At 69.3% G+C, this 12819-nt stretch carries 15 protein-coding genes; 5 read left to right on the top strand and 10 right to left on the bottom strand.

Features of this window, described 5'->3' with window-relative positions; all coding sequences use genetic code 11:
• Positions 1-22: 22 nt before the first annotated feature.
• From BLW81_RS03000 to BLW81_RS02990, 3 genes are read right to left on the bottom strand one after another with little or no spacing between them, the layout of a single operon-like run.
• Complete coding sequence (locus tag BLW81_RS03000; protein WP_083405918.1) at positions 23-838, bottom strand: exodeoxyribonuclease III; 816 nt, start codon at positions 836-838, stop codon at positions 23-25.
• Positions 839-841: 3 nt separating this feature from the next.
• Positions 842-1732 carry an N-acetylglutamate synthase, CG3035 family gene (locus tag BLW81_RS02995; RefSeq protein WP_083405917.1) on the bottom strand — a complete coding sequence of 297 codons (891 nt, stop codon included), beginning with the start codon at positions 1730-1732 and terminating at the stop codon, positions 842-844.
• Positions 1732-2325, bottom strand: coding sequence for a peptide deformylase (locus BLW81_RS02990; protein WP_083405916.1), 594 nt, complete (start codon positions 2323-2325; stop codon positions 1732-1734). The genes BLW81_RS02995 and BLW81_RS02990 overlap by 1 nt, the downstream gene beginning before the upstream one ends.
• A gap of 136 nt (positions 2326-2461) precedes the next feature.
• Between BLW81_RS02990 and BLW81_RS02985 the strand changes: the two genes are divergently transcribed.
• From BLW81_RS02985 to BLW81_RS02965, 5 genes are read left to right on the top strand one after another with little or no spacing between them, the layout of a single operon-like run.
• Entirely contained in the window at positions 2462-2770 is a 309-nt protein-coding gene (locus BLW81_RS02985) for a nucleoid-associated protein NapA (protein WP_064351385.1), read from the top strand.
• Positions 2771-2814: 44 nt separating this feature from the next.
• On the top strand, positions 2815-3279 hold the full coding sequence (locus BLW81_RS02980; RefSeq protein WP_157897557.1) for a LytR C-terminal domain-containing protein: 465 nt from the start codon (positions 2815-2817) through the stop codon (positions 3277-3279).
• Between the two features lie 10 nt (positions 3280-3289).
• Positions 3290-4015, top strand: coding sequence for a superoxide dismutase[Cu-Zn] (gene sodC, locus BLW81_RS02975; protein ID WP_083405914.1), 726 nt, complete (start codon positions 3290-3292; stop codon positions 4013-4015).
• Positions 3996-5126 (top strand): glutamate--cysteine ligase, encoded by a 1131-nt coding sequence (locus BLW81_RS02970; RefSeq protein ID WP_157897556.1) that lies wholly within the window; start codon positions 3996-3998, stop codon positions 5124-5126. The genes sodC and BLW81_RS02970 overlap by 20 nt, the downstream gene beginning before the upstream one ends.
• 1 nt (position 5127) lies before the next feature.
• Positions 5128-5763 (top strand): LON peptidase substrate-binding domain-containing protein, encoded by a 636-nt coding sequence (locus BLW81_RS02965; RefSeq protein WP_083405912.1) that lies wholly within the window; start codon positions 5128-5130, stop codon positions 5761-5763.
• Position 5764: 1 nt separating this feature from the next.
• Here the strand turns inward: BLW81_RS02965 and BLW81_RS02960 are convergent, their stop codons facing one another.
• From BLW81_RS02960 to BLW81_RS02930, 7 genes are read right to left on the bottom strand one after another with little or no spacing between them, the layout of a single operon-like run.
• Positions 5765-6664, bottom strand: coding sequence for an SAM-dependent methyltransferase (locus tag BLW81_RS02960; protein ID WP_083405911.1), 900 nt, complete (start codon positions 6662-6664; stop codon positions 5765-5767).
• On the bottom strand, positions 6651-7013 hold the full coding sequence (gene mnhG, locus BLW81_RS02955; RefSeq protein WP_083405910.1) for a monovalent cation/H(+) antiporter subunit G: 363 nt from the start codon (positions 7011-7013) through the stop codon (positions 6651-6653). The genes BLW81_RS02960 and mnhG overlap by 14 nt, the downstream gene beginning before the upstream one ends.
• Positions 7010-7288, bottom strand: a complete 279-nt coding sequence (locus tag BLW81_RS02950) for a monovalent cation/H+ antiporter complex subunit F (RefSeq protein WP_083405909.1) — start codon at positions 7286-7288, stop codon at positions 7010-7012. Before BLW81_RS02950 ends, mnhG begins: the two co-directional genes overlap by 4 nt.
• Positions 7285-7815, bottom strand: a complete 531-nt coding sequence (locus tag BLW81_RS02945; protein WP_083405908.1) for a Na+/H+ antiporter subunit E — start codon at positions 7813-7815, stop codon at positions 7285-7287. The genes BLW81_RS02950 and BLW81_RS02945 overlap by 4 nt, the downstream gene beginning before the upstream one ends.
• Positions 7812-9407, bottom strand: a complete 1596-nt coding sequence (locus BLW81_RS02940; RefSeq protein ID WP_083405907.1) for a Na+/H+ antiporter subunit D — start codon at positions 9405-9407, stop codon at positions 7812-7814. Before BLW81_RS02940 ends, BLW81_RS02945 begins: the two co-directional genes overlap by 4 nt.
• Positions 9404-9874 carry a Na(+)/H(+) antiporter subunit C gene (locus BLW81_RS02935; protein WP_083405906.1) on the bottom strand — a complete coding sequence of 157 codons (471 nt, stop codon included), beginning with the start codon at positions 9872-9874 and terminating at the stop codon, positions 9404-9406. Before BLW81_RS02935 ends, BLW81_RS02940 begins: the two co-directional genes overlap by 4 nt.
• Entirely contained in the window at positions 9871-12759 is a 2889-nt protein-coding gene (locus tag BLW81_RS02930) for a Na+/H+ antiporter subunit A (RefSeq protein WP_083405905.1), read from the bottom strand. Before BLW81_RS02930 ends, BLW81_RS02935 begins: the two co-directional genes overlap by 4 nt.
• Between the last annotated feature and the right edge of the window lie 60 nt (positions 12760-12819).

Here is a 12819-nt window from a genome sequence, read left to right as displayed (position 1 = left end):
ACGGCCGTCCGACATGTCCGGGCTACGTCAGTTCGACCAGCACAGGGGCGTGGTCGCTGGGCGACCCGATGCGGTCCTTGCCGCTCTTGCGTTCGTCGCGGACGATCTCGCCGTGCGCGACGCGCTGTGCGAATGCGGGTGAGCCGAGGATGAAGTCGATCCGCATGCCGCGGTTCTTCGGGAACCGCAGCTGCGTGTAATCCCAGTACGTGAACACCGCGGGGCCGGGGGTGAACGGCCGCACCACGTCGGTGAATCCGGCCTCGACGATCGCGTCGAACGCCGCGCGCTCCGGTGCGGTGACATGCGTGCTGTTCTGGTAGAAATCGACGCTCCACACGTCCTCGTCGGTGGGTGCGATGTTCCAGTCGCCAACGAGCGCGATCGGCGCGGACGGCTCGTCGGACACCCACTTGTGCGCGGTATCACGCAGCGCGGCAAGCCATTCCAACTTGTACGCATAGTGCGGGGAGCCGACGAAGCGGCCGTTGGGCACGTAGAGACTCCACACCCGCACGCCGTTGCAGGTGGCCCCCAGTGCGCGGGCCTCCGCGGCCGCCTCCACCTCGGGCTTGTCGCTCCACGTCGGCTGACCGTCGAAGCCGACCTCGACATTGTCGATGCCGACCCGCGACGCGATCGCCACCCCGTTCCACTGGTTGAACCCGCAGTGCGCCACCTCGTAGCCCGCCGCGAGGAACGGCATGACCGGGAACTGTTCGTCGGAGCACTTGGTCTCCTGCATCGCCAACACGTCGACGTCGGCGCGCTGCAGCCAGTCGGTGACACGTTCGACCCGGGCGCGGATCGAGTTGACGTTCCAGGTCGCGATGCGCATGGCCTACAGGCTACGAGCGTCGAGATAGCGGCTGCGGTGCTGCGGGACGAAACCCATCGACTCGTACAGGTGCAGCGCCACCGCGTTGTCGGCCAGCACCTGCACGTACCCGCGGGTCGCGCCGCTCTCGACGCCCCACGCCAGCAGTGCCGTACACAACCGCCGGGCGACGCCGCGGCCGCGGGCCGCCTCGTCCACCCGCACCGACGACAGGCCCACCCAGCGCCCACCGTCGGGCGCCGTGGTGACCGCAGCGCGCCCGACGCCGGCACCCGGGACCGTCGCGAACACGACCTCCCCGTCGACGACCGCGGTCAGCACCTCGACGGGCAACTCACGCTGCAGCAGACGCAGCCACTCGGCATCGGGTGAGCCGGCGAGCAGCACCCCGCTCGCCTCCGGCGGGCCGTCCAATTCGATTGCCATCACGACGGTTTCGAGGTGCGGCGGGCGTTCGGGTGGACGGAACAACCGGTCGGGCAGCGACAACCACGGGGTGAGCCCGCGCTCGGCGTAGAAGTCGATGATCGTCGGGATCGCCGAGGCGTCGGCGTCGAAACCCAGCGGCACCGCCGAGTTGCCGCGGTGGGTGTGTCCGTTGGCGGCCCGTAGCAGCCAGCCGTCGACCCACCGGCGCTCCAGGCCCGGCCACGCGAGCGCGGCGGCGTACTCGAGTTTGCGGATGTCGGCGGTGCGCACCGTTTTCGGGGGCAACGCCTTGAGCACGACGACATCGGCGGGATCGACGTCGACGATCTCGCCGTGTTTGGTGCGAACCTGCAGTTTCGGATAGTCGGCGAGCAGGTGGCCGATGACATCGGTCAGCGGCGGCTCGGAGCCGGCGGGCAACCGGTACCGGATGATCACCCGCGTCCCGGCCGGCGGCACCTGCATCAGTGACCGAACGGGTCGGGGTCCTTGCCGGGCATCCACGACAACCCCGGCACACCCCACCCGTGCGACTTCACCGCCTTCTTGGCGCTGCGCGCATGCCTGCCGACCAACCGGTCCAGGTACAGGAACCCGTCGAGGTGGCCGGTCTCGTGCTGCAGCATCCGCGCGAACAGGTCGGTGCCCTCGAGCGTGATCGGGGTGCCGTCGGCGTCCAGGCCCGTCACCTTCGCCCACGTCGCGCGGCCCGTCGGGAACGACTCGCCCGGCACCGACAGGCAACCTTCGTCGTCGTCATCGGGGACGGGCATGGTCTCGGGCACCTCGGAGGTCTCCAGCACCGGGTTGACCACCACGCCGCGCCGACGGGTCAGCCGGCCGCGCACCTCCGCGCAGTCGTAGACGAACACCCGCTTGGCCACCCCGATCTGGTTGGCGGCCAGGCCGACGCCGTTCGCCGCGTCCATCGTGTCGTAGAGATCGGTGATGAGGTCCGCGAGGTCGGGCGGCAGGGAACCGTCGTCCCCGACGGGCACCGGCTCGGTGGCGGTGTGCAGGACGGGATCTCCTACGATGCGGATCGGAACGACGGCCATGCGGAAAATCTTAAGTCGGCAATCTCCGCTGCCCGACTCGCGGGCATGTCGGACCGCTCATCAGCCCAACCCGTGGTTGAATGAGCGCCGAACCACAGCGATGTCATTCAAGTTGTCGGAAGGGTCCAAGAGCCAGATGGACGGCGCGATCGCGCGGACTGAGCAATCCGGGGACAACTCTGAACTCTCCGACGGACTGACCCGGCGCGAGCACGACATTCTCGCCTTCGAGCGACAGTGGTGGAAGTACGCCGGCTCCAAAGAAGACGCCATCAAAGAGCTGTTCTCGATGTCGGCCACCCGCTACTACCAGGTGCTCAACGCGCTCGTCGACCGGCCCGAGGCACTCGCGGCCGATCCGATGCTGGTCAAGCGGTTGCGTCGGCTCCGGGCCAGCAGGCAGAAGGCGCGGGCGGCGCGCCGCCTCGGCTTCGACGTCACCTGAGGTTCTCCGCCAGGCCTGCGGGCCCGGTCGATAAGGTGGGCGCAATGAACCAGCGAGACTCGTCCGGTCTGCCCCTGCGCGCCATGGTCATGGTGCTGCTGTTTCTGGGCGTGGTGTTCCTGTTGGTGGGTTTCCAGGCGATGGGCTCCGACGACGACGATGCCGACGCGCAGTCACCGATCGCCACCTCCACGGTCACCAGCACCCCGACCAGTGCCCCGGCGGAGGCCGAACCGGAGCGGGCCGAGGTGCGGGTGTTCAACATCTCGACCGTGCAGGGCGCGGCCGAAGGCGCCGCCAACCGGCTGCGCGACGCCGGCTGGAACGTCACCGACACCGGCAACCTCGAACTGCCGGACGTGACCGCGACGACGGTGTACTTCTCCGATGCCCCCGGCGAGCGTGAGGCCGCCGAGGAGGTGGGCAGACTGCTCGAAGCACCGGTCGAACCGCGGGTGCCCGCACTCGCCGAGCAACCGCCGGGCGTGGTCGTGGTGGTCACCGGTTAGGCTCTTGCACATGTTCAAGACCGTCGCCGCCGCTGCCTTGTTCAGCATTCCCGCTCTCGCGCTCAGCGGATGCTCCGCGCCCGAGATCCCGAGCAACACTCCCGGCACGACCCCGTCGATCTGGACCGGCTCGCCGTCACCGTCGGCGCCGCCCGCCGAAGGCGGCGGCGGTCACGGTGGTGGGCAGGCTGCCGGGGAGGGTGAAGCCGCCGAACAGGGCGAGACCCTCACCGCCGAACTGAAACTCGCCGACGGCACCCCGGTCGCCACCGCGAACATCGCGTTCACCGGCGACTTTGCGACGGTCACGGTGGAGACCACCACCCCGGGCGAGCTGACCCCGGGCTTCCACGGCATGCACATCCACCAGGTCGGCAAGTGTGAGGCGAACTCGGTCGCCCCGACCGGCGGCGCGCCGGGCAACTTCAACTCCGCCGGTGGGCATTTCCAGGTGCCCGGCCACAGCGGCCACCCCGCCAGCGGCGACCTGTCGTCGCTGCAGGTCCGCGAGGACGGGTCGGCGAAGCTGGTGACGACCACCGACGCGTTCACCGCCGAGGAGCTCACCTCGGGTGCGGGGACGGCCATCATCATCCACGAGAAGGCCGACAACTTCGCCAACATTCCGCCGGAGCGCTACCAGCAGGTCAACGGCGATCCGCCGCCTGATGCGGCCACTCTGGCGACCGGTGATGCCGGCGCACGGGTGGCTTGCGGTGTCATCTCTGCCGGCTAGCAGCCGCATCGATTTCGCGGGCTCACCGAAGCCCACGGTCGGCGTCGAATGGGAGTTCGCGCTCGTCGACGCGCAGACCCGTGATCTGAGCAACGAGGCGACCGCCGTCATCGAGGAACTCGGTGACACCCCGCACGTGCACAAGGAGCTGCTGCGGAACACCGTCGAAATCGTCACGGGCATCTGCGATTCGGTGCCCGAGGCGATGGACGACCTGCGCTCAACGCTGCACAGCGCGCGCCGGATCGTCCGCGACCGCGACATGGAGTTGTTCTGCGCGGGCACCCATCCGTTCGCCCAGTGGTCGCCGGGCAGCCTGACCGACGCACCGCGCTACGCCGAACTGATCAAGCGCACCCAGTGGTGGGGCAGGCAGATGCTGATCTGGGGTGTACACGTGCACGTCGGGGTGCGCTCGGCGCACAAGGTGATGGCGATCAACACCTCACTGCTCAACCACTATCCGCACCTGCTGGCGCTGTCGGCGTCGTCGCCGTTCTGGGACGGCGAGGACACCGGGTACGCGTCGAACCGAGCGATGATGTTCCAGCAGTTGCCGACGGCCGGGTTGCCGTTCCACTTCCAGACGTGGGCCGAATGGGAGCACTTCGTCCACGACCAGAAGAAGACCGGCATCATCGACCACATGAACGAAATCCGTTGGGACATCCGGCCTTCGCCGCACATCGGCACCGTCGAGATCCGGATCTTCGACGGGGTGTCGAACCTGCGCGAGCTGAGCGCGTTGGTCGCGTTGACCCACTGCCTGGTCGTCGACCTCGATCGCCGGCTCGACGCGGGGGAGCCGCTGCCGACCATGCCGCCGTGGCATGTGCAGGAAAACAAGTGGCGCGCAGCACGTTACGGTCTGGACGCGATCATCATCCAGGACGCCGACAGCAACGAGCGGCTGGTGACCGACGACCTCGAGGACCTGCTGAACCGGCTCGAACCGGTGGCGGCGTCGCTGCACTGCGCCGATGAACTCGCGCGCGTCGAGGACATCTACCGCACCGGCGGGTCCTATCAACGGCAGCGCCGTGTCGCCGAGGAACACGACGGCGACCTGCACGCCGTGGTCGACGCGCTGATCGGCGAACTGGACATCTGACATGCCGGCGATGCCGATGTTCCCGCTGCAGGTCGCGATGCTGCCCGGCGAGGAACTGCCGCTACGCATCTTCGAGCCCCGCTACACCGCGCTGGTCCGCGACTGCCTGGCCCAGTCCGACCCGGCGTTCGGGGTGGTGCTGATCGCCGCCGGCCGCGAAGTCGGTGGCGGGGACACCCGCAGCGACGTGGGCGCGCTGGCGCACATCACCGATGTCGGCGACCACGGCGACGGTCGCTACCGCCTGAAATGCGTGATGGGCGAACGTATCCGGGTGCTGGAATGGCAGCCCGACGACCCGTATCCGCGGGCGGCGATCGAGCCGTGGCCGGATCAGCCCGGCGGCCCCGTCGACACCGACGCGATCCGCGCCGTGGAGGACCGGATGGTCGCGCTGTTCGAGCGGATCGCCGCGGCGCGCGGCGCCCAGGTCGACGCCCGGGAGGTGGTGGCGGGCGCCGACGCATCCGGGGATGTCGGGAAGTGGTTGTACGCGTTGGCATCCCGGCTGCCGATGGGGCAGGCCGACCGGTACGCGGTGCTGGCCGCGCCGAGCCCCGCCGACCGGCTTGCGGCTCTTGCCGACGCGGTGGAGACCGTCACCGCGATGGTCGAATTCCAGCTGTCCGGCGAGTAGGTCAGCAGCTGCGCTGGCCCTCGACGAAAACCGTTCGCGGCGTGGCGTCGTCGACTTCGCCGGCCGCGCAACGGCCGTAGCGGCCCATGAGATCGGCGGCCTCGACGGCCGCCACGTCCCAGCCGTGCTCGGCCAGCCAGTCGGCCACCTCGGTGCGGTCCTCGATGAACCACATGTCCGCCACGTCGAACGCACTGTCGTCGGCGTCGCCGTCCTGCTGGGACGCGCGCAGCTTCTCGCGCCTGCTGGCCAGGTACTCCGGATCGAAGAAGTCGGCGCCGAACGCCTCGACCGCGATCCGGCTGCCCCGCGCGCTGAGGTCGGAGATCCGCTCGAACAGCAGATCCTGTCCGGCGGCAGGCAGATACGGCAACAGCCCCTCGGCGGCCCACGCGGTCGGCTCGGTCGGGTCGAAGCCGGCGTCGCGCAGCGCCCGCGGCCAGTCGTCGCGCAGATCGATCGGCACCGGCATGTACGTCGTCGCCGGCGAGACGTCGTTCTTGCGCAGTGTCTCGGCCTTGAACCCCAGCACCCTGGGCTGGTCGATCTCGTAGACGACGGTGCCGTCGACCCACGGCAGCCGCCACGCCCGCGCATCCAGCCCGGCAGCCAGGATCACCACCTGGTCGATGCCGTTGGCACCCGCAGCGACGAAGAACTCGTCGAACCACTTGGTGCGCGACGCCGCGTACCCGCCGATCGCCCGGATCCGGTCCAGCATGTGCGCCGGGGGCAGCCGCCAGCCGCGCTCGAGGGCGGCGTCGATGAACAGTTGGGCGAACGGATCGATGAACAACGGACACTCGGTGTCCTTCTCCTGCGCCCGCGACCACGCCACGCCCAGCGCCGTCGCGCCGACGCTCTCGGTGATGTCCCAGGTGTCGCCGTCAGTCCTGGTCATTGGCACCGCTTTCCGTCCGCTCGGCGAACTCGTTCGCCTCGTCCGCCGTCAACAGATCGTCTCGGACGTTCTGTTCCCGGTATGCGAGCTGGCCAACCCGGTTGGCGACGACCGGGGCGGTGATCACGGTGAAGAGCCCCGCGAGCAGCAGCATCCCGACGTCGGCGTTGCCCCGCAGCCGGATCGCCGCGCCCGCGAGCACCAGCAGCAGTCCGAGCACCTGAGGTTTGGAGGCGGCGTGCATCCGGGTCAACGTGTCGGGGAAGCGGACCACCCCGATCGCGGCGGTCAACGCCAGCGTGGAACCGCCGAGCACCAGCACGGCGGTGACGATGTCGTAGACGTTCACCGCGGCCCCCGCCCGTCCTTGATGTCGGGCACGCGGAAGCGCGCGACGCTCACCGACCCGACGAAGCTGATCAACGCCAGCGCGGTCAACCCGTAGGTCACGGTGCTGTCCAGGCTGTATGCCGCCCAGATGCCGACCCCGCACATGGCCACCGCGATCAGGGTGTCGACGGCGACCAACCGGTCCAGGGTGCTCGGCCCGGCCAGCAAGCGGAACATCGTGATCGCGGCGGCCGCGGTGATCATGACCGCGGCGATCACCCAGACGACCGTCATGCGTCGCGTCCGTTCGTCGTGGGCCGCCAGTCCTCTTCGCGTTCGAACGCCCGCACCAGCAGTCGCTCCACCTCGGCGATCTGGGCGTAGAACCGGCTCACCGCGCGGTCGGAGCCGACATCGATCACGTGCATGTAGAGCATGCGACGGGACTGGTCGATCTCCAGCACGATCGAACCGGGGATCAGGTTGAAGATGTTGACCGCCAGCGCCAGCACCAGATCGGACTTCACCGACAGGTGCGCACGCAGCACCGCCGACAGCGGCGGACTGGGTTTGACGGCGAGCAGCGCCACCTGCACCGAGGACAGCACCAGCCGGTAGGCGACGGTGAGCAGGAGCCACAGCAGCGATAGCGGGTGCACCTTGCCCTCGACGGGCACCGCGGGCAGCGGCAGCAGCAGCGTGATCAGCAGCGCGACCGCCAATCCCGACAGCACGTTGGCCGCAGACAGGTTGCCCCACAACAGCACCCAGACCAGCACCAGCCAGCACAGCACCCAGGCGCGCAACACGATACTTCTCATCGGGTTCCCACCACCGCCGTGATGTACTGCCCGCGGTCCAGCACCTCACCGGACGCCCGCTCGCTGTAGGCGAAGATCGGTCCCGCGAAGATCGTCAGCGCCAGGCCGACGGCGATCAGCGCGCCGGTCGGCGCGACCATGCCGGCGGGCATCCGGCCCACGTGGTCGCGGTCGACGAACTCGATGTCCTCGGGTTCGTCGAGCAGCGCCGACGGCGACGCGGCCGACAGGTGCCCTTCCGGCGCGTCCTCGCGGGACCGCCAGAACGCCTTGGTCCACACGCGGGCGACCACGTACAGCGTCAGCAGGCTGGTCACCACACCGCCGCCGACCAGCGTCCAGGCCAGCACCGAGCCGTCCTGCGCGCCGGCCTCCAGCAGCGCCACCTTGCCGATGAACCCGGAGAACGGCGGAATCCCACCGAGATTGAGGGCGGGCACGACGAACACGAACGCGAGCAGCGGGCTCGCGGCGGCCAGCCCGCCGAGCCGCTGCATGGTCGACGCCCCGGCCTGGCGTTCGATCAACCCCACCACGAGGAACAGCGTGGTCTGCACCAGGATGTGGTGCGCGACGTAGTAGATCGCCCCCGACATACCGAGCTGGCTGGACAACGCGATCCCGAACACCATGTAGCCGATGTGGCTCACCAGCGTGAACGACAGCAGCCGCTTGATGTCGCTCTGCGCGATCGCACCGAGGATGCCGATCAGCATGGTGAGCAGGGCCGCGACCAGCAGCACCGGATCCAGCCCGCCGGACGGGAACAGCAGCGAGTGCGCGCGGATGATCGCGTACACACCGACCTTGGTGAGCAGGCCGGCGAACACAGCGGTGACCGGTGCCGGTGCGGTGGGATAGGAGTCCGGCAACCAGGCCGACAGCGGGAACACCGCGGCCTTGATGCCGAACGCGACCAGCAGCACGGCGAACATCGCCGATCGGGTCCCGCTGGACACGTCGTCGAGGCGCACCGCGATCTCGGCGAGGTTGAGGGTTCCGGTGGCGGCGTAGACCAGGGCGATGCCGAACAGGAACACCAGCGACGACACCATCGACACCATCACGTACGAGATGCCCGCGCGGACACGGTCTTTGCTCGCACCGATGGTCAGCAGCACATAGCTCGACGACAGCAGCACCTCGAACCCGACGAACAGGTTGAACAGGTCGCCGGCGAGGAACGCCATGCACACACCCGCCGACAACACCAGGTAGGTCGGCATGAAGATCGACACGGGTTGGCGTTCGTCGCCGTCGCGGATGCCCTGGCCGATGGCGTAGAAGACCACCGCCAGCAGCACGATCGAGGACACCACGAGCATCAGCGCCGACAGCCGGTCCACCACCAAGGTGATGCCGAGCGGACCCATGCCCGGGATGGACTGGCCCCAGCCGCCGACGTTGAGGACGAGCGTGCCGTCCCGGTCGGCGAGGTAGAGCAGCGCGCAGCACACCGCGACGACGATCGACAGCGCGGCCAGCGTGATGCTGCGCTGCAGTCGCGGGCGACGGCCGGCGATCAGCGTCGCCGCCGCGCTGATGGTGGGGACCAGCACCGGCAGCGGGATCAGGGCCGCGGTGATACTCATTTGGACCCCTCGTAACCGGGCAGCGCGTCCAGCTCGTCGGGGCCGTCGGTGTCTCGCGCCGGGTCGGGATGCGCGACGTCCTCCTCGACTGCGGCGCTGTCCTTGGCCGCCAGCTCGGAGACCTTGGCGTCCTCGGGGTCGTCACTGACTTCTTCTTCGGTGGTCAACCGGTAGGACCGGTAGTTCATCGCAAGGATGAACGCCGCGACTCCCATCGTGATGACGATCGCGGTCAGGATCATCGCCTGCGCCAACGGATCCGCGATGATGCTGCTGTTGTTGCTGCTGCGCCCCCGGATCGGCGGGCTGCCGGACCGGCCGCCGACCACCAGGATCAGCAGGTTGATCGCGTTGCTGATCAGCAACAGGCCCAACAGCATTCGGGTCAGGTTGCGTTCGAGCAGCAGGTACACCCCGGCCGCGGTGAGACCGCCGAGCAGGACGAGGGGGACGAACGAGGTGGTCATCGGGTCACCACCGCCGTCTCCCGTTGTTCGCCGAGTTCGACGTCGATCCGCGCGCCGAGGCTGCGCAGCACGTCGAGCACCAGGCCGACGACGATCAGGTAGACGCCCAGGTCGAAGAACAGTGCGGTGACGAACTTGACGTGGCCGAGCACCGGCACGTCGACCTCGATCAGCGCCGACGACAACGCGGGCGCACCCACCAGGATCGAGGCCAACGCCGTGCCCGCCGACAGTGTGAGCCCGGCGCCGAGGATCTTGCCGGCGTCCAGCGGCAGGGTCTCGCCCAGCTCGTAGCGGCCGCCGGCCAGATAGCGCAGCACCAGCGCCAGGCCCGCGGTCAGGCCGCCGGCGAAACCGCCGCCGGGGGTGTTGTGGCCGGCGAAGAAGAAGTATGCCGACAGCACCATGATCAGCGGGAAGATGATCCGGGTCGCGACCTCCAGGATCAGTGAGCGGTGCCGCGGGTCGCGCAGCTCGCTGCCGCGCAGCCAGGTGACGTCGCCGACCGCGGGGCTGGTGTTCAACACCGCCGGGAGCCGGCCGATGTCGGGCTGGCCCGCATCGGACACCCGCGGGGGTGCACCGAACCGCCTGTGCCGGAACACCATTGACGCCACGCCCGTCGCCGCGACCAGCAGCACCATGGTCTCGCCCATGGTGTCCCAGGCGCGGATGTCGACGAGGAGCACGTTGACCGCGTTGGCGCCGTGGCCGCGTTCGTAGGCCGCGTCCGGGATCAGCGCGGCGATCGGGATGCCGGTGCGCGCGGCCATGGCGTACGCCGCGAGCATCGTCACCACGGCGCCGACGGACAGCGCCAGCACCGCGCGCGGCCAGCGGTGCCGTTTGATGTGTCCGCGGTCGGCCTCGGCGGGCAGCGTGCGCAGCACCAGCACGAAGATCACCAGGGTGAGCGTCTCGACGAGGAACTGCGTCAGCGCCAGATCCGGCGCACCGTGCAGCGCGAAGATCGCGCCGCAGCCGTAGCCGGTCACCCCGACCAGCAGCACGGCGGCCAGGCGGTTGCGCATCACCAGGGCGCCCACCGCCGCGGACAGGATGATGAGCCCGACGACCACCTGCAGTGGTGACCCCCACAGCGCGAAGTTCGGCCGGTCGCGTGCGCCCAGTGCGAGCGCGACCGTCGGTACCAGCACCAGCGTCGACAGGATCACCGACTGCGTCGCCGGGATCGAACCGCGCTGCGTGACGGCGGTGAGCTCCACCGACCAGCGATCGAGCCAGCGCACGACGGCCTCGTAGACGTGGTCGGCGTTGCCGAGCGGTTCGCGCATCGTGCGCATCGTGCGCAGCCGCTGCCTGCCGGCGAACGCGGCGATACCGGTCGCCACCACCAGCACCGACAGCAGCAGCGGCAGGTTCACCCCGTGCCAGAGGGCCAGGTAGTAGCCGTCGTCGCCGCCGGGCACGGTGTCGGCGTAGCGGTCGAGCACGTCGCCGATGCCCACCGGCCAGATGCCGAACGCCAGACCGGCCGCGGACAGGATCGCGGGCGCGATCATGAACGGGATCTCCAGGCGGTGCATCTCGGCGACCCGGGTGCTCGGCTCGGTTCGGCCCTTGCGGCCGAACGCGCCGAACAGGAACCGCAAACTGTAGATCGTCGTGAACACCGAGCCGAGCACGATCCCGGCGAGCACGAACGGCGCCGCGGTGCCCAGATACGGGCTGTGCAGGACCGTCTCGAGGTCGGCCTCCTTGGCGACGAAACCGAAGAACGGCGGCAGCGCGGCCATGCTCGCGGTCGCGCCGATCGCGATCACCAGCAGGGGGCGGGCCCGGTCGCCGAGCCAGGCCAGTCGGCGGATGTCGCGGGTGCCGGTGATGTGGTCGATGATCCCGACGACCATGAACAGCGCCGCCTTGAACATGGCGTGCGCGACCAGCATGGCCAGCCCGGCGAGCATCATGTCGCTGCCGCCGGTGCCGACCATCACGGTGATCAGCCCGAGCTGGCTGACGGTGCCGAACGCCAGGATCAGCTTGAGGTCGTATTCGCGGACCGCGCGCCAGCCCGCCAGCAGCATGGTCAGCAGGCCGAGCGAGACGACCATCGGCCGCCACGGCGCCACGTCGGCGAAGCCGGGCGTCATCCGGGCGATCAGGTACACGCCGGCCTTCACCATCGCCGCGGCGTGCAGATAGGCGCTGACCGGTGTCGGCGCGGCCATCGCACCTGGAAGCCAGAAGTGCAGCGGCACGATTGCCGATTTGGACAGCGCCCCGATCAGCACCAGCACCACGGCCACCGACACCGCGACGCCACTCGGCGGCGACGCGACCAGCTCCGAGAGCAGGTAGGTGTCGGCGGTCTCGCCGAGGATGATGATGCCCACCAGCATCGCCAGCCCGCCGAACGTCGTGACCAGCAGCGCCTGCGTGGCCGCGCGCCGGCTGGTGATGCGTTCGGCGTAATGGCCGACGAGCAGGAACGACAGCACCGTGGTGATCTCCCAGAACACGTAGAGAAGCAACGTGTTGTCACTGGTCACCAGGCCGAACATGGCGCCGGAGAACGCGACCAGCTCGGCGGCGAAGCTGGGCAGCCGGTTCTCCTTGCGGCCGTCGTGGTGGTGGAAGTAGTCGGCGCAGTAGAACAGCACCAGCGCGCCGATCGCCAGCACCAGCACGCTCATGATCGCGGCGAGCGAATCGAAGCGCAGGTTGATGTCCATCGACAGTTCGGGCACCCACGCGATGTCGACCCGCGTCGAGCGGCCCGCCCCGGGCCAGTTCAGCACGACCCAGATCAGCGAGCCCAGCGGCACCAGCGCCAGCGGATAGAACGCCATCCGTCCCCACCTGTAGACAAGCAGGGGCGCCAGCGCGGTGGCGACCGCGTGAGCAACCAGGATGGCGAGCAGGGCACTCCGATCGGTTGGGCTGACGGCGCGCGGCCGCCAACCGGGGAACAGATGGTCGGG

The organism is Mycolicibacterium rutilum (genome assembly GCF_900108565.1).
In the GTDB taxonomy this organism is placed as follows: domain Bacteria; phylum Actinomycetota; class Actinomycetes; order Mycobacteriales; family Mycobacteriaceae; genus Mycobacterium; species Mycobacterium rutilum.
This window is presented reverse-complemented; position numbering and strand designations above follow the sequence as displayed.